The 22,771-nt window shown below is 70.3% G+C and carries 18 protein-coding genes; 9 read left to right on the forward strand and 9 right to left on the reverse strand.

Annotated elements, in window-relative coordinates; translation table 11 throughout:
• Positions 1-77: 77 nt before the first annotated feature.
• Positions 78-2,225, reverse strand: coding sequence for a PAS domain-containing hybrid sensor histidine kinase/response regulator (locus tag QTI45_RS21570; protein WP_286655846.1), 2,148 nt, complete (start codon positions 2,223-2,225; stop codon positions 78-80).
• A gap of 178 nt (positions 2,226-2,403) precedes the next feature.
• On the opposite strand from QTI45_RS21570, the gene QTI45_RS21575 reads away from it, so the two are divergent.
• The 8 genes from QTI45_RS21575 (at position 2,404) to QTI45_RS21610 (ending at position 15,144) form a co-directional block, all read left to right on the forward strand.
• Positions 2,404-3,408: a diguanylate cyclase domain-containing protein gene (locus QTI45_RS21575; RefSeq protein ID WP_286368000.1), complete on the forward strand. Its 1,005-nt coding sequence runs from the start codon at positions 2,404-2,406 to the stop codon at positions 3,406-3,408.
• A gap of 84 nt (positions 3,409-3,492) precedes the next feature.
• Positions 3,493-3,963, forward strand: coding sequence for a cellulose biosynthesis protein BcsD (gene bcsD / locus QTI45_RS21580; protein WP_286655847.1), 471 nt, complete (start codon positions 3,493-3,495; stop codon positions 3,961-3,963).
• Positions 3,964-3,988: 25 nt separating this feature from the next.
• Complete coding sequence (locus QTI45_RS21585; protein ID WP_286655848.1) at positions 3,989-4,405, forward strand: hypothetical protein; 417 nt, start codon at positions 3,989-3,991, stop codon at positions 4,403-4,405.
• The gene (gene bcsQ / locus QTI45_RS21590) at positions 4,387-5,199 is read left to right on the forward strand and encodes a cellulose biosynthesis protein BcsQ (RefSeq protein WP_286655849.1); all 813 of its coding nucleotides are present in this window, start codon (positions 4,387-4,389) and stop codon (positions 5,197-5,199) included. Before QTI45_RS21585 ends, bcsQ begins: the two co-directional genes overlap by 19 nt.
• Positions 5,196-7,367 carry a UDP-forming cellulose synthase catalytic subunit gene (gene bcsA, locus QTI45_RS21595; protein WP_286655850.1) on the forward strand — a complete coding sequence of 724 codons (2,172 nt, stop codon included), beginning with the start codon at positions 5,196-5,198 and terminating at the stop codon, positions 7,365-7,367. Before bcsQ ends, bcsA begins: the two co-directional genes overlap by 4 nt.
• Entirely contained in the window at positions 7,364-9,628 is a 2,265-nt protein-coding gene (gene bcsB, locus QTI45_RS21600) for a cellulose biosynthesis cyclic di-GMP-binding regulatory protein BcsB (RefSeq protein WP_286655851.1), read from the forward strand. The genes bcsA and bcsB overlap by 4 nt, the downstream gene beginning before the upstream one ends.
• A 24-nt stretch (positions 9,629-9,652) precedes the next feature.
• Positions 9,653-10,873, forward strand: a complete 1,221-nt coding sequence (bcsZ, locus tag QTI45_RS21605; protein WP_286655852.1) for a cellulose synthase complex periplasmic endoglucanase BcsZ — start codon at positions 9,653-9,655, stop codon at positions 10,871-10,873.
• On the forward strand, positions 10,849-15,144 hold the full coding sequence (locus QTI45_RS21610; RefSeq protein WP_286655853.1) for a cellulose biosynthesis protein BcsC: 4,296 nt from the start codon (positions 10,849-10,851) through the stop codon (positions 15,142-15,144). Before bcsZ ends, QTI45_RS21610 begins: the two co-directional genes overlap by 25 nt.
• Before the next feature lie 19 nt (positions 15,145-15,163).
• Here the strand turns inward: QTI45_RS21610 and QTI45_RS21615 are convergent, their stop codons facing one another.
• From QTI45_RS21615 to QTI45_RS21625, 3 genes are all read right to left on the reverse strand, one after another.
• On the reverse strand, positions 15,164-16,801 hold the full coding sequence (locus QTI45_RS21615; protein ID WP_286368008.1) for a putative bifunctional diguanylate cyclase/phosphodiesterase: 1,638 nt from the start codon (positions 16,799-16,801) through the stop codon (positions 15,164-15,166).
• A 55-nt stretch (positions 16,802-16,856) separates the two neighbouring features.
• Positions 16,857-17,018 carry a hypothetical protein gene (locus QTI45_RS21620; RefSeq protein ID WP_286368009.1) on the reverse strand — a complete coding sequence of 54 codons (162 nt, stop codon included), beginning with the start codon at positions 17,016-17,018 and terminating at the stop codon, positions 16,857-16,859.
• 125 nt (positions 17,019-17,143) lie between these two features.
• Entirely contained in the window at positions 17,144-17,524 is a 381-nt protein-coding gene (locus QTI45_RS21625) for an FHA domain-containing protein (protein ID WP_286368010.1), read from the reverse strand.
• Between the two features lie 126 nt (positions 17,525-17,650).
• On the opposite strand from QTI45_RS21625, the gene QTI45_RS21630 reads away from it, so the two are divergent.
• Positions 17,651-17,854 carry a hypothetical protein gene (locus tag QTI45_RS21630; RefSeq protein WP_286655854.1) on the forward strand — a complete coding sequence of 68 codons (204 nt, stop codon included), beginning with the start codon at positions 17,651-17,653 and terminating at the stop codon, positions 17,852-17,854.
• Between the two features lie 2 nt (positions 17,855-17,856).
• On the opposite strand, the gene QTI45_RS21635 is transcribed toward QTI45_RS21630, so the two are convergent.
• The 5 genes from QTI45_RS21635 to QTI45_RS21655 all read right to left on the reverse strand — a co-directional run bounded on the left by QTI45_RS21635 (position 17,857) and on the right by QTI45_RS21655 (position 22,738).
• Positions 17,857-18,129, reverse strand: a complete 273-nt coding sequence (locus QTI45_RS21635) for a hypothetical protein (RefSeq protein ID WP_286655855.1) — start codon at positions 18,127-18,129, stop codon at positions 17,857-17,859.
• Positions 18,130-18,337: 208 nt separating this feature from the next.
• The gene (locus QTI45_RS21640; RefSeq protein WP_286368013.1) at positions 18,338-19,828 is read right to left on the reverse strand and encodes a Do family serine endopeptidase; all 1,491 of its coding nucleotides are present in this window, start codon (positions 19,826-19,828) and stop codon (positions 18,338-18,340) included.
• Positions 19,829-19,938: 110 nt separating this feature from the next.
• On the reverse strand, positions 19,939-21,243 hold the full coding sequence (locus QTI45_RS21645) for an ATP-binding protein (RefSeq protein WP_286655856.1): 1,305 nt from the start codon (positions 21,241-21,243) through the stop codon (positions 19,939-19,941).
• A gap of 22 nt (positions 21,244-21,265) precedes the next feature.
• Positions 21,266-21,925, reverse strand: coding sequence for a response regulator (locus QTI45_RS21650; protein ID WP_286368015.1), 660 nt, complete (start codon positions 21,923-21,925; stop codon positions 21,266-21,268).
• A gap of 42 nt (positions 21,926-21,967) precedes the next feature.
• Positions 21,968-22,738 (reverse strand): IclR family transcriptional regulator domain-containing protein, encoded by a 771-nt coding sequence (locus tag QTI45_RS21655; protein WP_286655857.1) that lies wholly within the window; start codon positions 22,736-22,738, stop codon positions 21,968-21,970.
• Positions 22,739-22,771: the final 33 nt, after the last annotated feature.

A 22,771-nucleotide genomic window follows, 5' to 3' on the forward strand; every position in this document is an offset into this window, starting at 1 on the left:
TCAGACTTGCGGGACAGACCAAGAAACTGCGCAGCAGTTTGTGCTCTTTGCTCAACTGACTGAGACCACGCCCCGACTCAGCCTTCGGCCACCTGCGCCAGCGCGGCGTCGACGCGCGCCACCTCGCGCGCCAGCAGGTCGGCGGCAACCTGCACCGTCTCCCAGTCGCCACCCTCGCGCCAGGCGCTCTCGAGCTTCTTGGCCAGCTGCGCCGCCGGCTGGGCGCAAATGCTGGCCAGCGCGCCCTTCAGCGCGTGGACTTGTTCCTTGCCGGCTGAGGCATCGCGCTCGGCCAGCGCCTTCTCGATCGCCAGGCGGCGCACTTCCATGTCGCTGCGCATGGCGACGGCAATCTCGCGCACCATCTCCAGGTCGCCGCCCAGGGTCCGCACCAGTTGCCGCATGTCGACCGGCGTCGACTCCATCACGGCCCCGAACAGGTCGTCCACATCGTCCGGCCCGGCGGGCTCCCAGCCGCTGTCCGGCGCCCGGCGCGCGGCCCGCGCCTCCTGGATCGCCTGCGCCAGCAGCGCCGGCGACACCGGCTTGGACACGTAGGAGTCCATGCCGGCCGCTAGGCAGCGCTCGCGATCGCCGGCCATCGCGTGGGCGGTCAGCGCCACCACCGGCGTATGGCCGCGGCCCGGCTCCGCCGCCTCGAGCGCGCGCATCCGCGCCACCGCATCGAGACCGCTCAGCACCGGCATCTGCACGTCCATCAGCACCAGATCGAAGCGCTCGCCGGTCCAGCAGCGCAGCGCCTCTTCGCCGTTGCGCGCCACATGGAAGGTGCAGCCCATCTGGGTCAGCAGCTTGCGCATCAGCAGTTCGTTGACCGCGTGGTCCTCGGCCACCAGCACGTGCAGGCCCTGCAGCGTCACGGCTTCGAGCGGGGCCGGTTCGGTCAGCACGCTCATCTCGTCGGCGGCCTGCTCGAACACCGCGGTGAAGCGGAAGGTGCTGCCCTCGCCCGGCCGGCTCAGCAGGTGCAGCGCGCCGCCCATCATCGACACCAGCCGCGCGCAGATGGCCAGGCCCAGGCCGGTGCCGCCATAGCGCCGCGTGATCGATGCATCGGCCTGGGTGAAGGCCTCGAAGATGTGGGCCTGCTTGTCCTCCGGGACGCCGATGCCGGTGTCGCGCACCGTGAACAGCAGGCGCAACTGGTCCCGCCGCAGTTCGCTCTGGTTCGGGGCCATGCGCGCGGTCACCGAGATGCGGCCGAAGTCGGTGAACTTCACGGCGTTGGAGACCAGGTTGGAGATCACCTGGCGCAGCCGCCCCGGGTCTCCGGCCACCTTCCAGGGCACGCCGTCGGCGATCTCGACCTCGACCTTCAGGCCCTTCTTCGCCGCCGCCGGCCGATGCAGCGCCACGGCCTCGCGGACCCAGCGGCCGACATCGAAGCGGACCTGCTCGAACACCAGCTTGCCGGCCTCGATCTTGGACAGGTCGAGCACGTCGTTGAGCAGGGCCAACAGCGAGGTGGCGGCGGTGTCGATCAGCTCCAGGTGCTGGCGCTGCTCCTCGTTGAGCGGCGACTGGTGCAGCAGCCTCGTCAGGCCCATCACGGCATTGAGCGGCGTGCGGACCTCGTGGCTCATGTTGGCGAGGAATTCGCTCTTGGCGCGGTTGCTGGCCTCGGCCTGCGCACGCGCCTGCTCGATCTCCGCATGCATGGTGCGCCGGGCCGTGACGTCGGAATTGAAGCCCGTGAGCCGCAGCGGCTTGCCCTCGGCATCGCGCTCGGTGACCATGCCGATGCTCTCGATCCAGATCCAGCCGTGGGCGGTCGAGACGCGGTGCTCGGCGATGTAGCGGTCGGACTTGCCGCTGAGCGCGTCCTTCAGGGCCTGCCGCACCGTCGGCAGATCATCGGGATGCACCCGCGCTTCCAGGGCGCCCAGCTCCCAGCGGCGGTCCTCGACCACCTCGCCGATCATCTGGTCCCAGCGACGGCCCAGCAGCACCTTGCCGCCCGTCATGTCCCATTCCCATTGCGCCACCCGGGCGGCCTCGGACACCATCAAGTGGCGCTTGGCAGCCACCAGGACCTTGTGCGAAGCGCCGAGTTCTTCATCCTGCTGGCGCACGCGGGCAGCCAGCTTGTCGCGCTCGGCGGTGAGCGCGACCACCCGGCGAACCAGTTCGAGCTGGCGCTGGCTCGAGGCCTCGAGGCGCGACAGCGCGTCCTGCAGGTCGGCATCGGGTGCCGGGTGTGTCATTTCATCTGCTGCCATCCGGGGCGCCTTCGTCGGGACATCGTGGCGAGCCCTGATAATGACGCCGATCGCCATCCGGGCGACCGAGCGTCTTGCTGCAATTGTTCCAGGCCTCCATGGCACTTCCGCTGATCACCGCCAAGCCCACCTGCACCTCCATGGCGTTCGTCGTCCGATGAGTATGCCCGGGAAAACGGCGCCGGAAGACCCGGAGACCGACGTCCAGGAGACGGTCACGGTGCTGCTGGTGGACGACCAGCCCGTGATCGCGCTGATGGTGCGCAAGATGCTCGCGGTCGATCCGGCGATCACCCTGCATGTGTGCACGCAGGCGACCGAAGCGGTGGCCCAGGCGCGTCAGGTGCACCCCACCGTGATCCTGCAGGACCTCGTCATGCCCGAGGCCAACGGGCTCGATCTCGTCGTGGCCTACCGGTCGATGCCCGAGACCCGGAACATCCCGATCATCGTGCTGTCCTCCAACGACGAGCCGGAGATGAAGAAGTCGGCCTTCGCGATCGGCGCCAACGACTACCTGGTCAAGCTGCCCGAGCCGATCGAGCTGGTCGCGCGCATCCGCTACCACTCGCGCGCCTTCATGGCGCTGGTCGAGCGCGACAACGCCTACCGGGCGCTGCGCCTGAGCCAGCAGAAGCTGCTGCTGAGCAACCTCGAACTGCAGCGCCTGACCCACTCCGACGGGCTCACCGGACTGCCGAACCGGCGCTCGTTCAACGATTACCTCGCGCGCGCCTGGGCCACTTCGCAGGAGCAGGGCTCGCCGCTGTCGCTCTTAATGATCGACGTCGATCATTTCAAGTCCTACAACGACCGCTTCGGCCACCTGGCCGGCGATGACGCGCTCAAGTGCGTGGCGGAGGCGATTCGCGAGTGCTGCCCCGACCCGTCCTGCCTGCCGGCCCGCTTCGGCGGCGAGGAATTCGCCATGGTGATGCCCGGCCTGACGGTGGCGCAGGCGTCCGGCATCGCCGAAGCGATCCGGCGGCAGGTCGAAGGCACGGCCCTGCCCCATGCCGCGCCGACGGCGACCAGCGTCACGGTCAGCATCGGCGCGGCCACGATGGCGGCGCCCCCCGATGCTTCGTCCGACCTGCTGATCGCGGCCGCCGATGCCCGGCTGTACCAGGCCAAGTGCAATGGCCGGAACTGCATCGTCGGAGACTGATCGCGAAATCGCATCCACGCGACAACCGGGCTTCGCTTTGTTGTCAATCCGCGGGCCCGCCGTGACAATCGAAAGCTGTTGCCCATGACAGACAAAGACATTCTTAGTTACTACGAACGCAGTACTTGCTCTGTCCAGTGGCTGGAATTCAACAGAGCTTTCGCCGCCGAACTGAGCGCCGGCCTTCCGCCTGAAGAGATCCGCCAACTGTTCCGCCGAATCGGCGAGCGCGTTGCCGTGGCGCTTCCGATCGAGCGCTGCGACACGGTCGAGCAGCTCCGCGCCGGATTCAACAGCCGATGGAAGTCCATCGACTGGGGCTTCGCCACCTTGCAGGAGCAGTCCGACCACCTGGGCATCGTGCATGCCTGCAGCCCGCTCGCGATGGCCTTCGGACCCGATGCGACCGACTGGGCAGGCGGCTTCTTCGAGGGCGCCTACCAGACCTGGTTCGCGGCACAGGGCACGCCGGCGGATCTGAAGGTGCGCGCCGACAGCAGCGGCGCCGACGGCTTGCCCCAGGTGGTGTTGCGCCTCGAAAGGGCCCCGCAATGAGCCGCCCGGCAGAAGGGGTCGACGCATGAGTGAAGACGACCGCGAAGCCGAGGACGTGGCGGGGCTGTTCCGCAAGTTCGGCGGCGACGTCAAGGGATACCGGGAATTCGAGCCGGCGCCGGTGGCCGGACAGCCGCCGGCAGCCTGGACCTTGATCCCGGGTGCGGGCACGCCGACGCAGGCGGCCGAACCGGCACCCGCGCCGGTCGCCGCGACCCCGCAGCCCACGGCCCCGGCTCCAGTTCCGGCCCCAGCCCCGGCGCCGTCGATCCCCGCACCCCGGCACGCCGAGCCCGCCGCGCCGCCGGCCGTTGCAGCCCCGGCCTCCGCCTTCGCAGCGCCACGCGAGCTCGACCTCCTTTTCGCCCGGCTGGCCGGCCAGCCCCCCTCCACGCCCACAGGCAGCCACGGTCTGATGTCCCGATGGCGCAAGCCGTCCTGACGATGCCCGTGATCGCTGTCATCGGCGCCAAGGGCGGGGTCGGCAAGACCACCGTGGCCGCCAATCTCGGCACCACGCTCGCGGAATCCGGCCACGCCGTGCTGGCCGTCGACCTCGACCCCCAGAACGCCCTGCGCTTCCACCTGGCGCTCGATCGCGAAGCCTGCGAAACCGGCCTGGCCGGCGTGCTGGCCGGCCGCGCCAACTGGACCCAGGCGATGCAGCCGGGCCGGCGCGGCGTGGTGCTGCTGCCCTTCGGGGCGATCGATGACGAGCACCAGATCGACCTCGAACGCCACCTGGCAGACCATCCGGGCTGGCTGGCGGAAACCCTGGCGCGCTTCCAGCTGCCGCCCGACACCCTGGTGCTGCTCGACACGCCGCCCGGCCCCTCGGTCTACCTGCAGCAGGCGCTGCGCGTGGCCCAGCTCTGCGTGGTCACCGTGCTGCCCGATGCCGGTTCCTTCGCCACCCTGCCGCTGGTCGACCGGATGATCGACAAGTACTGCCGCGGGCGCGCCGATTTCGTCGCCGACCTCTATCTGGTCAACCAGGTCGATGCCGGCAAGCGCCTCAACCGCGACGTGCTGCAGGCACTGCGCCACGAACTCGGCGACCGCCTGCTCGGCGTGGTCCACCAGGACCAGGCCGTGTGCGAGGCGCTGGCCTCGGCGGTCGACGTGCGCCGCTACGCCCCCTTCAGCGAGGCCGCCGAAGACTTCGCCCAGTGCGCCCGCCAGATCCTCAGACGCCTCGCGCCGCCGGCGCCCCTCGCAGAGAACCGCCGCCCATGAGCACCTCCACCGCCCCGCACCGCGAGGCCCCGCCTCCCCCGAGCCATCGGGTGCCTCGCCTGGTCGCCTGGGCGATCACGCTGGTCGTGCTGCCGATGCTGGTCATCACGCCGCTGACGCTGCACCAGCAGCTGACGCTGTCGATCGCGATCTTCATCGCCGCGCTGGTGCTGAACCGCTTCCCGGGCCGGATCCCGACCCTGGCGATGATCTTCCTGTCGGTGATCGTCTCCTCGCGCTACATGTACTGGCGGATCACCGAGACCATGTACATGGACAACCTGCTGGATCTGGTGCTGGGCACCGGCCTGCTGGGCGCCGAGATCTACGCCTTCGTGGTGCTGCTGCTCGGCTACATCCAGACCGCCTGGCCGCTCGAGCGCAAGCCGCACCCGCTGCCCGAGGACACCAGCCTGTGGCCCACGGTCGACGTCTTCATCCCGACCTACAACGAGCCGCTGTCGGTGGTGCGGCCGACCGTGCTGGCGGCCCAGTCGATCGACTGGCCGCCCGAGAAGATCAACATCTATGTGCTGGACGACGGCCGCCGCGAAGAGTTCCGAGTCTTCTGCGAAGGCGTGGGCGTGCACCATGTCACGCGCGACAACAACCGCCACGCCAAGGCCGGCAACATCAACGCGGCGCTCAAGAACACCAGCGGCGAATTCATCGCGATCTTCGACTGCGACCACACGCCGACGCGCTCCTTCCTGCAGATCGCGATGGGCTGGTTCGGGCGCGACCCGAAGCTCGGCATGGTGCAGACGCCGCACTACTTCTTCTCGGCCGATCCGTTCGAGAAGAACCTCGACACCTTCGGCACGGTGCCCAACGAGGGCGAGCTGTTCTACGGCCTGATCCAGGACGGCAACGACCTCTGGAACGCGACCTTCTTCTGCGGCTCCTGCGCGGTGCTCCGGCGCACCATCTGCGAAGAGGTCGGCGGCATCGCGGTCGAGACCGTGACCGAGGACGCCCACACCGCACTCAAGATCCATCGCAAGGGCTACAACACGGCCTACCTGGCGCTGCCGCAGGCCGCCGGGCTGGCGACCGAGAGCCTGTCCGGCCACGTCGGCCAGCGCATCCGCTGGGCCCGCGGCATGACGCAGATCTTCCGCGTCGACAACCCGCTGTTCGGCCGTGGCCTCAGCTGGCCGCAGCGACTTTGCTACATCAACGCGATGCTGCACTTCCTGTACGGCCTGCCGCGGCTGATCTACCTGACGGCGCCGCTGGCCTACCTGCTGTTCGGCGCCAGCGTGATCCACGCCTCGGCGCCGATGATCTTCGCCTACGCGCTGCCGCACATCTTCCATGCCAACCTGACCAACAGCCGCATCCAGGGGCGCTTCCGCTACCTGTTCTGGAACGAGGTCTACGAGGCCGTGCTGGCCTGGTACATCTTCCGGCCGACCTTGGTGGCGCTGATCAATCCGAAGCTCGGCAGCTTCAACGTGACGGCCAAGGGCGGCCTGATCCAGGAGCAGTACTTCGACACCCAGATCGCCAAGGCCAGCCTGTTCCTGCTGGCGCTCAACTTCATCGGCGTCGGCTTCGGCCTGTGGCGGCTGACCTGGGTCGACGCGGACAACATCGCGACGGTCTGGCTCAACCTGGCCTGGACCTTCTACAACCTGATGATCCTCGGGGCCTGCGTGGCGGCGGCCAACGAATCGCGCCAGGTGCGAGGCGCCCATCGCGTCACGCTCAAGGTGCCGGCCACGCTGCACTTCGCCGACGGCCACTCGATGCGCTGCCACACCTCCGACTTCTCGAGCGGCGGCCTGGGCATCGAGCTGCCGGCCGAGGTCGCGCTCGCGAACGCCGCGCCGCTGGAGGTGTCGCTGTACCGCGGCGAGACCGAGCATCGCTTCCCGGCCACGGTGCGCTTCAACCGCGGCAAGCGCATGGGGCTGCAGTTCGCGCCGCTCGACTTCGCCCAGGAGCGTGCGCTGGTCCAGTGCACCACCGCCCGCGCCGACATCTGGGCGGCGCGCTGGGGCAACCATCCGCGCGTCGCCGCCCACAAGGTGATCGGCCATATCGCGCGCATCAGCCTGGTCGGCTTCCGCGACATGTTCGCCCACTACGCACGCGCCGCCGGACGCAAGCTGCGCCCGGCGCCGGCCGCAGCGCGCGCCGTCAACGCAAAGGAACCTACGTGACATCGGCCCGACATCGACAACAAGCCGGCGCCATCGCGCTGGCGCTGCTGGCCTGGGCCGGTGGCCCGGCAGCGCAGGCGCAGGGCAAGGGCGCGGCCGCAACGCCGCCCGCGGCGGCACAGCCGGCACAACCCACGGGCACGGCACGCGATCTGACCCTGACGCAGCTCGGCATCGACTACGCGATCAACCTGCGCGGCACCAGCGGCACGGTGGGCATTCCGTTCAGCGTGCGGGCCGACGAGCTGGTGACCAGCGCATCGCTCAAGCTCAACTACGCCTACTCGCCGGCGCTGATCCCGGAGCTCTCGCACCTCAAGGTCAGCGTCAACGACGTGCTGGTGACCACGCTGCCGGTGGTGCGGGGCGAGGCCGGCAAGCCGCAGAGCGCGGAGATCCCGATCGACCGGCGCCTGATCACCGATTTCAACCGCATCAACATCGAGCTGGTCGGCCACTACACGCGCGAATGCGAGGACCCGACCCACAGCAGCCTGTGGGCCACGGTCGATGCCTCGAGCACGCTGCGCCTGAACCTCATCCCGCTCAAGGTGGCGGCCGATCTCGCGACCCTGCCGCAGCCCTTCTTCGATCGGCGCGACGTGCGCCGCGCCAGCGTCCCCTTCGTCTTCGGCAATGCCGTGGGCACGCCGACCCTGGAGGCGGCGGGCATCGTGTCGTCGTGGTTCGGCGCGCTGGCGGGCTACCGCGGCGCCGTGTTCCCGGTCAGCAACGGCGAACTGCCGCCGGCGGGCCATGCGGTGGTGCTCGCCACGCCCGAGACCGCCATCGCCGGCCTCGCGCTGCCTGCCATCCAGGGCCCGACGCTGGCGGTGGTCGACCACCCCCGCGATGCCACCTACAAGCTGCTGCTGGTGATGGGCCGCAATCCGGCCGAGCTGCGCACCGCCGCCGCGGCGCTGGCGGTCAACAGCCGGGCCTTCACGGGCACCACGGCGAGCCTCGGCAATTTCCAGGAGCCGCCGCCGCGCCGCCCCTACGACGCGCCGCGCTGGCTCGCGGACGACCGCCCGGTCAAGCTCGGCGAACTCGCGCCCGCCAGCGATTTCTCGGTCGCGGGCTATACGCCCGACGTGGTCAAGGTCAACTTGCAGCTGCCGCCCGACCTCTTCACCTGGCGCAGCCGCGGCATCCCGCTCGACCTGCGCTTCAACTACACGCCGCGCGTGCGGGCCGACCAGTCGACCCTCAACCTGAGCCTGGACAACAGCTTCATCGCCTCGCTGCCGCTGCGCGCCGCCAACCCCGCCGGCGACCACTGGTGGAACCCGCTGGCGCTCAAGCTGCTGCCCGACGGCACCATCTCGCAGAGCAAGGACATCCTGCTGCCGCCGCTGCTGCTGAGTTCGCGCAGCCAGCTGCGCATGCACTACTACTTCGAGCCGCCGGCGGGCGACTGCAAGCCGCTGGTCAACAACGTGCGCGGCAACATCGACCCGGCCTCGACCATCGATGTCTCGCGCTTCCCGCACTACATCGCGATGCCCGAGCTGGCGGCCTATGCCAACAGCGGCTTTCCGTTCTCGCGCCTGGCCGACCTGGCCGAGACCGTCGTGGTGCTGCCCGACCAGCCCGAGACCAGCGACACCGAGACCTACCTGGCATTGCTGGGCCACCTGGGTAACGCCACCGGCTATCCGGCGCTCCGGCTCACGGCCGGCCGGGCCGCGAACGTCTCGCAGTTCGCCCAGAAGGACCTGCTGGTGATCGGCAGCCTGCAAAGCCAGCCGCTGTTCACGCAGTGGGCCGACCGGATGCCGCTCAGGCGCAGCACGGACGCCAGTGAATTCAAGCTCGGCAGCTGGATCGAGGACACGCTCAACCTCATCACCGGCACCCGCCAGCGCGAGGACTTGCCCGCCACGACCCAGATGACGGTCGCCCAGGACGGCTCCGATGCGGTGCTGGCCGGCTTCGAGTCGCCGCTGCAGAAAGAACGCAGCGTGGTGGCGGTGGTGGCCGGTGCGGCCTCGCAGCCGGCGCTGCTCAATGCGCTCATGAGCCCGAGCCTGGTGCGCAACATCCAGGGCAGCACGGCCTTCGTGCGCGGCAACCAGGTCAGCAGCCTGCTGGCCGGCGGCACCTACTATGTCGGTCGCCTGCCGCCGGTGATGTGGCTGCAGTGGAACCTGTCGCGCAGCCCGCTGCTGCTGGCCGCGGCGGTGGTCGCGCTGGCCTTCATCGGCGCCGCGGCGGCCTACCTGAGTCTTCAACTGCGTGCCCGTCGCCGACTGCGCTGACACGAACCCGAGAGCGCCCTGGCCATGACCCGAAACCTTCCGACCGTCCCGCCCGCGTCGAGCGCCGACAGGGGCCGTCGCCGCTGCCTGGCCGGGCTGGCCCTGATGCCGCTGGCGACCGTACTGCCGGCCGCCGCGCAGGCGGCCAACGGCGCCTGCCTGCCGGCGACCGACTGGACCTCCTTCGCCGCCCGCCATGTCCAGGCCGATGGCCGCATCGTCGATTTCGATACGCCGAAGCAGCATTCGACTTCGGAAGGCCAGTCCTACGGGCTGTTCTTCGCGCTGGTTCACAACGACCGCGCGGCCTTCGCCCGCATCCTCGAATGGACCGAAAAGAACCTGGCCGCCGGCAGCCTCGCGCAGCGCCTGCCCGCCTGGCAGTGGGGCCACAAGCCGGACGACAGCTGGGGCGTGCTCGACGACAACCCGGCCTCCGATTCCGACCTCTGGATCGCCTATTCGCTGCTGGAGGCCGGCCGGCTCTGGAACGAGCCGCGCTACCAGAACCTGGGCCGCACCGTGCTGGCGCTGGCCGCACGCGACGAAGTGGCAACGCTCCCCGGCCTCGGCCGCATCCTGCTGCCCTGGCCCAAGGCCATCGCCAAGGGGCCGGCCTGGCGCCTCAACCCGAGCTACCTGCCGCTGCAGCTGCTGCGCCGCTTCCAACAGGTCGACGGCAAGGGCCCCTGGGGCGAGATCGCCGACAACACCGTGCGCATGATCGCCGCGGTGTCGCCCCACGGCTTCACGCCCGACTGGTGCGCCTGGTCGACCCAGGAGCAGGCCTTCGTCGCCGACCCCGAGAAGGGAGCGGTGGGCAGCTATGACGCGATCCGCGTGTACCTCTGGGCCGGCATGCTGAACGCGTCGGACCCGGCGCGCCAGCCGCTGCTCAAGTCGCTCTACGGTCCGCGTCGTCTGCTCGAACAGAAGAAGCCGATGCCGGAGTTCGTCGACACCGACACCGGCGTCACCCGCGGCACCGGTCCGGTCGGATTTTCGGGCGCCCTGCTGCCCTACCTGAAGGCGCAGGGCCTGGCGCCGCAGCTCGATGCCGAACTGGCCCGGGTCCGGGCCCGCGTCGGCAGCCCGGCGCAGCCCGCGCCCACGCCCCTTCCCTACTACGAGCGCATGCTGCTTCTCTTCGGACAAGCCTGGCTCGATGGCCGCTACGCGTTCAGCCGGACTGGCCAGTTGCAAACCCATTGGAGACTGCTATGCCCCGCCACTCAACTCGCCTGAGGGCAACCACGGCGGCCAGCCGCCTGCTGACCTGCCTGGGCCTGGTCGGCGCGCTCTATGCCGGCGGGCCGGCGCAGGCACAGGGCGATGCCAAGGCGGCGCTGGTCGAGCAGGGCAACTACTGGCAGAGCATGGGCCGGACCGACCTGGCCGAGGAAAGCTGGCGCAAGCTGCTGAGCATCGATCCGCAATCGGCGGATGCGATGTACGGCATGGCGCAGGTGGAACTGGCGCGCGGCAAGGCCGAACCCGCGCGCAGCTGGATCACGCGCCTGAATGCCGCCCATCCCGGCGACCCGCGCGGGTCGCTCCAGGCGCAGCAGCAGTCCGGCACGCCGCAGACCGACCTGCAGCGCGCGCGCGCCGCCTCCAAGGCCGGGCGCACCACCGAGGCGATCCAGCTCTATCGCGCGATCTTCGCCAACCGGACGCCCCCGGAACCGCTCGCGGTCGAGTACTACCAGCTGCTGGGCGGAACCCAGCAGGGCTGGGAGGAAGGACGCAAAGGGCTCGATCAGCTGGTCAAGGACAAGCCCGACAACCTCAACTACAAGCTGGCGCTGGCCCAGTTGCAGACCTACCGCGAGCCGACCCGGCGCGAAGGCATCCGCACCCTGGCGGAACTGGCGAAGCAGCCGGGCGTCGGCGTTGCCGCCACCGCGAGCTGGCGCCAGGCGCTGATCTGGCTCGATGCGCGCGAGCCCGATGCGCCGCTCTACACCCAGTTCCTGGCCAGCCATCCCGACACGGCGGTGCAGGCCAGGCTCGACGGCTTGAGCGCGGCACGCAGCGCCGCCGCGCCGGCTTCGCCGGCTGCGCAGCCGCTCGGCGAGGGCTTCAAGGCCCTGGACCGCGGCGATGCCGCGACTGCCGAACAGCGCTTCCAGCAAGCGCTGAAGCTGCAGCCCGGCGACGCCGAGGCGCTCGGTGGCCTGGGTCTGATCCGGCTGCGCCAGGAGCGCTTCGCCGAAGCCCAGCAACTGCTCGAACAGGCTTCCAAGGCCGCCGGCGGCGGCAAGTGGGCCTCGGCCCTGCAGAGCGCCACCTACTGGAACCTGATCGGCCAGGCCAATGCGGCGCGCGCCAGGGGCGACACGCGCACGGCCCAGGGCCTGCTCGAACGCGCGGTCAAGATCGATCCGCGCGAAACCGTCGGCCAGGTGGCGCTGGCCGATTTGCGCCTGGCCGCCGGCGACTTCGCCGGTGCCGAGCAGGGCTACCGGCGCGCGCTCGAGAGCAAGCCCAACGACACCCAGGCGCTGCGCGGGCTCATCACCGCCTACACCCGCCAGGGCCGCAGCGACGAGGCGATGGCGCTGTCGCAGCGGCTCACGCCGGAGCAGGCGCGCCAGATCGGCAGCCTGCAGGACGTCAAGGTCGAAGCGACCCGCGCCACGGCGCGCTCCCAGATCGAGGCCGGCGACACCGCAGGCGCCCAGCGCACGCTCGAGGACGCCATGCTGGCGGCGCCCGACAGCCCCTGGGTCCGGCTCGACCTGGCCAACATCTACCGCCGCCAGGGCATGATGGCCCAGGCCCGAGGCGTGATGGACGGTCTGCTGATGTCGCAGCCCGACATGCCCGACGCCCTGTACGCCAGCGCCCTGCTGGCTTCCGACGCCGGCGATCCGGTGGCCGGGCTCCAGTACCTCGAGCGCATCCCCGCAGCCTCCCGAACGCGCGACATGACGCAATTGCAGCGGCGCCTGTGGGCCGCTGGCCAGGCGCAGCAGGCCCAGGCGCTCGCGCGGCAGGGCCAGGTGGCGGCGGCGCGCGGCGTGCTGGCGCAGACCGAGGCGACGCTCGGTGCCGACATGCCGCCCGAGCTGTGGGGCCAGCTGGCTATGGCCTATGCCGACATCGGCGACGCGCCGAGGGCGCTGGCGATGAGCCGGCAGCTGCTGGCGCGCAGCCCGAACCCGGGAGTCGGCGATCGCCTGCTGTATGCCTCGGTGCTGCTCAAGACCCAGCAGGACGTCGAACTGTCCGCGGTGCTGCGGCAGCTCCAGTCGGCCAACATGACCAGCGCCCAGCGCGCCGACTACGAGCGCCTCACGATCGCCTTCAGCCTGCGCCAGGCCGACGCCCTGCGCGAAGCCGGCAACCTCGAGGCCGCCTACAACGCGATGGCACCGGTGCTGGCCGCCCGCCCCGAAGATCCCCAGGTGCTCGCCGCGCTGGCCCGTCTCTACGCGGCGGCTCGCGACGAGAAGCAGGCGCTGGCGCTGTACCAGCGCATCCTGCAGCGCAGCCCGACCGACCTCGACACCCTCCTCGCCGCCGCCGCCAGTGCGAGCGCGCTGCGGGCCCACGGCGAGGCCGAGAGCTACGTCCAGGCCGCCCTGAAGCAGGCGCCGGACCAGTCGCGCGTGCTGGCGGCCGCCGGCCGCGTCTACCGCAATGCGGGCGACAACGCGCGGGCCGAACAATACCTGCGCGCCGCCGTGGCGTCGGACAGCCGCGCCGCCGGCGGCGGTGGGTTCGCAGCCGGCCAGCCGGCCGCACCCGTCAACCCCTTTGCCGGCATGACCGGCGGCGCGGCCAGCGCGGCCTCGCCCTTCGGAGCCGGCCTGCAGCCTGTCGGGCTGCCGGCGGCGGGCTACCCGGCGGCCGCCACCGCCCCGGGCCTGCAGCCCTCGCCCTTCGCCGGCATGCGCGGCGGCGCAGCACCGGTCGCGGCGCTGCCGCCGCTGCCCGCTGCCGTGCCGCCGGCCTATGCAGCCAACGCGGGCCTGCCGGCCGCCAGCATGCCCTGGGGCAGCGGCGCCGCGGCGCCGGCAGCGGCCGCCGGCGCGAGCAGCCGCAACAGCGCCGAGGCACGCAAGCGGACCGCCGCTGCCGGCCAGACTCCATCCGCCGCGTCCGCCAGCGCCTTGCCGCCGGTACCGCTGCCTGCGGCCACGCCACAGTACGCGCAGGCCTATCCGCTGCCGCAGCCGGCCGGCCAGCCGGTCTACCCGCTGCCAGCCCCGGTGGCCGGCAGCAGCCTGTCGAGCGAAGGCAGCTGGAACGCGCTGCCGCGGGCCGGCGCGGCGCCGGTGAACCCGCTGCTGAGCGAACTGCAGGACCTCCAGTCCGAGCGCAGCACGACGATCGACATCGGCAGCGTCTACCGCAGCCGCGACGGCGAATCCGGCCTGAGCCGGCTGCAGGACCTGCAGGTGCCGATCGAAGCCCGCATTCCGGCCGGCAACGGCAAGGTGGTCCTCACCGCCACCCCGACCGTGCTCGAGAACGGCGCGCTGGCCCAGGACTACGGCACGTCGAGCCGCTTCGGCGCCGGCCCGCAGGCCGCGATCGACCTGCTCGCGGGACGGGTTCCCGCGGTCGACGGCCAGCACGCCAGCGGCGTCGGCCTCGCGGTCGGCTACGAGGGCAAGAACCTCAGCGCCAGCATCGGCACCACGCCGCTGGGCTTCCAGGAGACCAACGCGGTGGGCAACATCACGTACAGCGGCGCGATCTCCGACACCGTGTCCATGAAGGCCGACCTGTCGCGCCGCGCCGTCACCGACAGCCTGCTGTCCTTCGCCGGCACCGAGGACACCCGCACCGGCGACCGCTGGGGCGGCGTGGTCGCCACCGGCGCGCGGCTGGACGTGACGCGCGACGACGGCACCTACGGCATCTACGGCTACGGATCGGGTCATTCGATCACCGGCCGCAACGTGGCCGACAACTCGCGCTACGAACTCGGCGGCGGCATGTACGTCCACCTGCAGAACAAGCCCGGCTCGACGCTGACCGCGGGCATGAACCTCGACCTGCTGAGCTACGACAAGAACTTGAGCTACTTCACCTATGGCCAGGGCGGCTACTTCAGCCCTCAGTCCTATGTCAGCGTCGCCTTCCCGGTCGACTGGAGCGGCCGCGACGACCGGCTCTCGTGGCGCCTCAACGCCTCGCTCGGCGTGCAGTCGTTCACCCAGGACGCGACGCCCTGGTTCCCGACCGATCCGGCGCGCCAGGCGGCCGCAGCAGGCGCGGTCGCGACGGCCACCGGACTGGGCCTCAACAAGGCGCCCTTCACCGGCTTCTATCCGTCGACCAGCCACACGGGCGTGGCCTACAACCTGGCCGGCGTCGTCGAATACCAGGTGGCGCCGCAGCTCTTCCTGGGCGGCGCCATGGCCTTCAACAACGCGCAGAACTACCGCCAGGTCACGGTCAGCGCCTACCTGCGCTACATGCTCGGGAACACGGGTCGCTTCGGCGCTCCGACCGGGGCGACGCTCAAGCCGCTGAGCTCGCCGTACACGCCGCTGCTCTAGCAGGCGCAGGCAGGGCCGCTCAGCAGCCCTCGGCCCGGCCCCAGGGCGGCGCCCGCTCGAACTCGGTGATCCAGGGGGGAACCTCGGCGGCCGGCAGCGGCTTGGCGATGCCGTAGCCCTGGCCGAGGGTGCAGCCCAGCGCCAGCAAGGCATCGCCATGGGCCACCGACTCGACGCCCTCGGCGATGGTCTTGCGTCCGAAGCCGCGCGCCATCACGAGGATGCCGCGGATGATGGCCTCGTCCTCGGGGTCTTCGAGCATGCCTCGCACGAAGGACTGGTCGAGCTTGAGCGCGGTCACGGGCAGCCGCCGCAGATAGGTCAGGGACGAATAGCCGGTGCCGAAGTCGTCCATCACGACCGGCACGCCAAGGGCCTTGCAGGCGACGATGAAATCGGCCACCGCGGCGAAGTCCTTGATCGCGGTGGTCTCGAGGATCTCGAGCTCGAGCACGCCCGCATGCAGCTGCGGGAAACGGCCCAGGTGGAAGCTCAGCCGTTCGATGAAATCCGGCCGCAGCAGGTGGCGCGGGCTGATGTTGACGCTGACCGATGTCTTGACGCCGGCCGCCAGCCAGTCCGCCGCCTGCCGCACGGCCTCGCCGATGGCCCAGTCGCCGAGCTGCTCCACCAGCTCGTGGTCCTCGATCATCGGCACGAAGGCGGACGGCTGCAGCAGGCCGCGCTCGGGATGCTGCCAGCGCACCAGCGCCTCGAAGCCGATCACCCGGCCGCACTGCATGTCGACCTTGGGCTGGTAGGCCAGCAGGAATTCGTGGTTCGCCAGTCCGCTCTGGATGCGGTCGCGGATCAGCAGTTCCTGCTGCTCCTCGAGCGCCTGGCCGGCATCGAAGAAGTGGACCTGGCTGCCGCCGGCCCGCTTGGCGAAGAACACCGCGTGCTGCGCCTGCTGCAGCATCACTTCGGTCGGCTGCTCGCCGAGCCGCATCAGAGAGACGCCGACGCTGGTGCGCAGGCGCGCCGAGCGGTCCTGCAGCCGGAACGGATGCGCCAGCCGCGCCAGGATCTGCTCCAGCAGCGATTCGCTCTGCGCCGCGTCGTTGACGAACAACAGCAGCGCGAACTCGTCGCCGCCGACCCGGGCGACGCTCGCATCGTGGGGCACCGCGGCCTTGAGCCGGCGGGCCACCTCGCGCAGCACCGCATCGCCGCCGACCGGGCCGAAGTTGTCGTTGATGTCGCGGAAGCGGTCGAGGTCGAGGTAGCACACGGCCAGCAGGCGCTCGCCATCGCCGTCCCGCCCGGGCGCCGGATTCAGCTCATCCGCCGACGGCACCCGGTTGGGCAGCCGCGTCAGCGCGTCATGCCGCGACAGCAGATCGAGCCGCTCGCCCCGCACGCCGCGCGCGGACGGGGTGAAGGACCACAGCGCGCAGCGGTCGTCCATGCGCTCGCCGCGCACGTCGGCCTGGATGCTGTGGCCGTGGCCGGCCCGCAGCACGATCCCGTTGCCATCGACCGCCCCGCGCGCAGGCAGTTGCAGCGCCTGGGCCAAGGCCGGCGCCAGCACGTCGCTGAAAGGCATGTCGGTCAGGGCGCCCGAGGGATAGTCGAGCAGGGTGTGTGCGTCTTCGTCGGCCCAGAGAATCAATCCGTCGCAGATCTTGAGGTGGCCGACGAGGGTGCGAATGGGCATGGACGCTATTGTTCACTCAAATCGAAGCCTCCTGCGTCCCGCCGCAGCAACAGCTTCAGGACAGGGGTGCGCCCCGGATGGTCTCGGCCGATTTCTTGATCTGGCTCGCCATCCGGCGCTGCAGCGGCGACGATCCTCGATGGCTGAGGACGTCGATCAACCAGCCGCCGGCCACCAGGATCGCCAATGCGCCAAGGGTCATGACCTCTGAGTCCATGCTGTACTCCCGAAAATCGTCGAAGCGTCACTTTGCGCTGCAAACGGGCGGAGGTGAATCAGCCGAACGGCGTGTCTGCCTTGTGATTTAGTGCCATTTTTCCAGGCTTGCGCGTCAGGGTCCGGTCAGGATTTGGTACCGAGCCTTTGCAGGTCGATGTCCGCCAGCCGGCCCGGCACGGTGACCAGCCGGAGCGCCTCGGCCGGTGCGATCGGGCCGCCCTGCGAGAGAAAGCGGATCTGGTAGCCGCCGATCTTGACTTCGTCGCCGGAGCGCAGGGCGGCGCTCTCGACCCGCTGGCCGTTGACGTAGGTTCCGTTGTGGCTTTGCAGGTCGCGGATCGTCATCGCTTCGCCAACCGCCTCGAACACCGCGTGGGAGCGACTCACGAGCGGGTTGTCGAGCACCAGGTCGCAGCTGTCGGCGCGGCCGACCACAAAAGGCATGTGGGTCATGTTGACCTGCTTTGCAGAGCCATTCTTCTGCAGCACGATCAGTCTCGTCATTCTTGCTTCCTCTCCATGTTGACGCTGAAATGCAGCGGCCGCCCTTCCGGTCTATGCCGCTTTGGGGGTGCCATGCCTCCTTCGGAGAGATGGGCGAAAGTGCGGCGGCCGCGTAACTTCGAGATCATGCAACATCCCACCACGCTCGCTGCCAGATTCCGGCTGCCGTTCGCGGCGGCCGGCTTCCATCGAAGCGCCCCGGCGCCCTGCCGCACGCCGGCGCCGCCGCTGCTGGTGCTGCGTGGCGTGTCCCAGCAAGGCACCATCCGTTCGCGGGCCGCCCGCGTGATCGCCGTCACGGCGATGCACTTCGACGCCCAGGGGCGCTGAAGCTACAGGATCGAGTGGTCGGTCGTGAAGAGGCAAGAGTCCGGGTCGGTGCTGGAGGCCGTGGTCGCCGGGCCCGTATCGGACAGGGCGGCAGCCGTGCTTTCACCGATGCCGACGGGTGTCTTGGGCTTGCCGAAAGGTGCGAGGCCCTGCAGCACGCGAAGTGCCGAGGCGCCCTGGATGAGGGCTTCCGAGTAGTCCGGAACGCCCTGGGTCGAGCAGTCGATCGGCCGGAATCCCAGGCAGTCCTCGGACTCGGCCTGGACTGCCTCCATCAGGACCCAATGAAACTCATTGGGTTCCAGTTCAAGAACAGTCAGCGCAATGTCGCGAAGTGCCACCGGGAAACCTTTCGATCTTAGAAGTCTGGATTGTTACTTCGCGGACATTTCATCGCCAAGGCACTATTGCACGCTGCCTCGACGCCGCGGCCCGCGAGACCGGCACTATGTCGCAATCGGCCGGCTTCGCGGGCGGGGTGCATCAGCCGAGGCGCACCGGCACGAAGATCTTGTTGCCGTCGCGCTGGATCAGCAGGGCCACCGACTTGTCGGCCTTGGCCACCACCTCGCGGACCTGCTCGATGTTCTTCGCCGGCGTGCCGTTGATCGCCAGCAGCACGTCGCCGGTCTGCACGCCAGCCAGTGCCGCCGGGCCACCGACATCGGCGATCAGCAGGCCGCCGTCGACCTGCGCCTCGCGCTGTTCCTGCGGCTGCAGCGGACGCAGCGCCAGACCGAGCTTGCCCTGGGTCGCAGCGCCGCCCTCTTCGCTCTTCGCCACGGCAGTGCCCTTCTCGGCGGCATCGCCGAGCTTGGCGGAGATCTGCTCGCGCGCACCCTGGCGCCAGATGTCGAGCGTGATCTTGCTGCCCGGCTTCTTCTGGCCGATCAGGGCCGGCAGGTCGCCGGAAGCGATCACGGCCTCGCCGTCGACCTTGCGGATCACGTCGCCCGAGCGCAGGCCGGCCTGGTCGGCCGGGCCGCCCTTCTCGACGTTCGACACCAGCGCGCCCTCGGGCTTGTCCAGCTTGAACGAATCGGCGAAGGCCTGGTTCACTTCCTGGACCGCGACGCCGAGGCGGGCATGGGTGGCCTTGCCTGTGGCGACGATCTGGTCCTTGACCTGCATCGCGACCTCGATCGGGATCGCGAAGGACACACCCTGGTAGCCGCCGCTGCGGCTGTAGATCTGCGAATTGATGCCCACCACCTCGCCGCGCGTGTTGAGCAGCGGGCCGCCCGAGTTGCCCGGGTTGATCGCGACGTCGGTCTGGATGAAGGGCACGTAGCCGTCGTCCGGCAGCGAGCGGCCCTTGGCACTGACGACGCCGGCGGTCACGGTGTTCTCGAAGCCGAAGGGCGAGCCGATCGCCAGCACCCATTCGCCGGCCTTCAGGTCCTTGGTGCTGCCGACCGACAGCACCGGCAGGTTCTTGGCCTCGATCTTGATCACGGCGACGTCGGTCTTGGCGTCGGAGCCGAGCACCTTGGCGCTGAATTCGCGGCGGTCGGTCAGCTTGACCGTGACTTCCTTGGCGTCCTTCACGACGTGCGCATTGGTCAGGATGATGCCGTCGGCGCTCAGGATGAAGCCCGAGCCCTGGCCACGCACCGGGGTTTCACGCTGCGGCTGCTGCTGGCCGCCACGCGGGCCCTGGCCGCCGCCGAAGCGGCGGAAGAATTCGTACATCGGGTCGTCCGGATCCATCTGCGGGCCGCCCTGCGCGCCGGCGGTCTTGCTGCTGCCGGTGACGCTGATGTTGACCACTGCCTGGCCATCGCGGGCGGTGATGGTGGAGAAGTCGGGCATGGTCACCGTCGGGGCGGTGGTGCCGGCCACGGCAACGGCCTGCGCCGGCGGCGCGGCCACGGCACGGGCGCTGGTGTAGGCGCCGGTGCCGACGGCACCGATCACGCCGGCGGCTGCCAGCGAAAGCACGAGCGCGCGGGGCGAGGTCAAACCGGTTTTCATCAGGAATCCTTTCGAGTGTTGGAAGAGAGCACGAAAGGAATGTCGGGCCGACGGCTTAAGCAATGCTTAAAGCGCGCCCCTCGGGCTGCCCCGCAGTGCCAGCCGGGCGTTCAGGACGGGAAGCGGATCAGGACGCGCAGGCCGCCGAGGGCGGAGCGGTCGAGCGCCACGGTCGCGCCGTGCAGGTCGGCGATCGACTTGACGATCGACAGGCCCAGGCCGCTGCCGGGGGCCTGGGGTTGGCCCGCGCGGTAGAAGCGGTCGAGCACGCGCTCGCGCTCGCTCTCGGGCAAGCCCGGTCCGCTGTCGTCGACGCTCAGTTCGACGCCGGCCGCGGCGGCGGCGATCGCGATGTCGACCCGGCCGCCGGGCGGCGTGTACTTGACCGCGTTGTCGATCAGGTTGCGCAGCAAGGTGCGCAGCGCCTCGGGCTGGCCCTGCACCGTGGCCGGGTCGGCCCGCACGATGCCGATGTCGATGTCGCGCGACTGGGCCGCGGCCACGGTGTCGGAGATCGCCAGCCGCGCGACCTCGGGCAGGCTGACAGGTTCCGGCTGCGCGCCGGCCGCCGCGCTGGCCTCGTGGCGCGCCAGGGCCAGCATCTGCTCGACCAGCCGGGTCGCCCGGTCGATCCCGGCCGCCAGCCGGGCCACCGCGAGCTCGCGCGTCGCGTCGTCGGAGGCTCGCTGCAGGCCCTGCACCTGGAGCTTGAGCGCCGCCAGCGGCGAGCGCAGTTCGTGCGCCGCATCGGCGACGAAGTGCTTCTGGGCCTCGAAGGCCTGGCGCACGCGGACGAAAAGAAGATTCAGCTCGTGCACCAGCGGGCGCACTTCCTCGGGCAGGTCGGTCTCGCTGAGCGGAGACAGGTCGTCGGCCTGGCGGGTCGCCACCTGCCGGCGTACCCGCGACACCGGCGCCAGAGAGCGGCTCACGACCCACCAGACCACCAGCATCAGGAGCGGCGCCGCGAGCACGATCGGGCCGACGGTGCGCAAGGCCAGGGTGCCCGCCATGCGGCGCCGCGCCGCCATGTCCTGCGCCACCTGGATCACCAGCGAACGGGTCGCCAGCGAGAACACGCGGTAGGTGGTGCCGCGCGCCTGCACATTCGAGAAGCCCAGCACCGCGCGCTGCGGCAGTGCCGCCTGGGCCGCCGATTCGAAGATCCGGATGCCGTCCAGGGTCCAGATCTGGACGATGAATTCGAAGTTCTCCTCGCCGCCGCCGAGGCCGCCCACCGCGGAACTGGGCGGCAGTCCCGCACGCAGCGACAGCGCCATCTGCTGCATGTGATGGTCGAAGATGTCGTCGGCCTCCTGGAGCACGGTCCGATAGGCAATGAAGGCCTGCGTGCCCGCCGCCAGCACGATGGCCGCCAGCAGGAACCACAGCAGGCGCGCCCTGAGCGACCTCATGGATGCCCCCACGCTGCGCCGATCATTCCTTCGGCACCATGTAGCCGACGCCGCGCACATTGCGGATCAGGTCGGCGCCGAGCTTCTTGCGCAGCCCGTGCACGTAGACCTCGACCGCGTTGCTGCTGATCTCGTCCTTCCAGCTGTAGAGCTTCTCCTCGAGCTGGGCGCGCGACAGCACCATGCCGGGGCGGGCCAGCAGCGGCTCGAGCACCGCCCATTCGCGCGCCGACAGGATCACCGGCTGGCCCGCCACCGTGACCTCGCGCGTGGCCGGATTGACGCTTACGCCCATGTGCTCGTACACCGGCTCGGCCCGCCCCGAGGCCCGCCGCAGCAGCGCCCGGATGCGGGCCAGCAGTTCGTCCAGGTCGTAGGGCTTGAGCACGTAGTCGTCGGCGCCGGCGTCCAGTCCCTCGATGCGCTGCGCCACCGAGTCGCGCGCGGTCGCGATCAGCACCGGCATGCGCTGCTTGCGGGCCCGCAGCGCGCGCAGCACCTCGAGTCCGTCGCGGCGCGGCACGCCCAGGTCGAGCAGCACCAGGTCGTACTGCTGGGTGCGCAAGGCCGTGTCGGCGGCATCGCCGTCCTTGACCCAGTCGACCGCGTACTGCTCGGCGCGCAGCAGGTCGAGCACGGCTTCGCCGATCATCACGTCGTCTTCGAGCAGCAGCAGTCGCATGGTTCGGTCATCCCCGGTTGGACTGGTCGGGATGGTAGCGGCTCACAGCAGCGCCCGGACCTCGCGGGCCGCCTCGAATAGCAGCGGCAGCAGGTCGCGGCGCAGCGCCTCTTCCTGGTAGCGGCCGCCGGACAGCACGACGTTGAGCGCCGCCACCGTGCGCCCCTGCATGTCGCGCAGCGGCACCGCCAGCGCCTGCACGCCGAGTTCGTGCTCCTCGCTGGCGAAGCAGAAATCGTCCTTGCGGGCCTGGGCGATGCGTTGGCGCAGCACCCGCGCCTGGGTGATGGTCTGGGGCGTGAGCCGCGACAGCCGGCGGGCCTTGAGCCATGCGGTGAGCTGGGCCGGACTCAGCGCGGCCAGCAGCACCCGGCCGGTGGAGGTCGCATGCGCCGGCAGCCGGGCCCCGAGATGCAGGCCGTAGGCCAGCACCCGCGTCGGCGCGCCATAGCTGCCGCTGCGGGCGACGATCACCACCTCCTCGCCGTCGAGCACCACGGCCGAAAACGACTCCTGGGTCTGGGCCGCCAGCCGGTTCAGGGTCGGCTGCAGTGCGCGCGGCAGCCGCGACGACGCCAGGTAGCTGCCCGAGAAGCGCAGCACCTTGGGCGCCATCCAGAAGTAGCTGCCGTCCGTTTCCAGGTAGCCCAGGTGCGCCAGGGTCAGCAGGTGGCGCCGCGCGGCGGCGCGGGTCAGGCCGGCGCGCTCGGCGGCCAGGGTGGCGTTGAGCCGCTGGCGCTCGGTGTCGAAACTCTCGAGCACCGCCATGCCCTTGGCGATGCCCTCGATGAAGTCTGCTTTGGCGATGGTCATGGTCGGAACTGTTTGCGCGATGATCGCGCAACT

It is taken from the genome of Variovorax saccharolyticus, from assembly GCF_030316765.1.
Taxonomy (GTDB): domain Bacteria; phylum Pseudomonadota; class Gammaproteobacteria; order Burkholderiales; family Burkholderiaceae_C; genus Variovorax; species Variovorax saccharolyticus.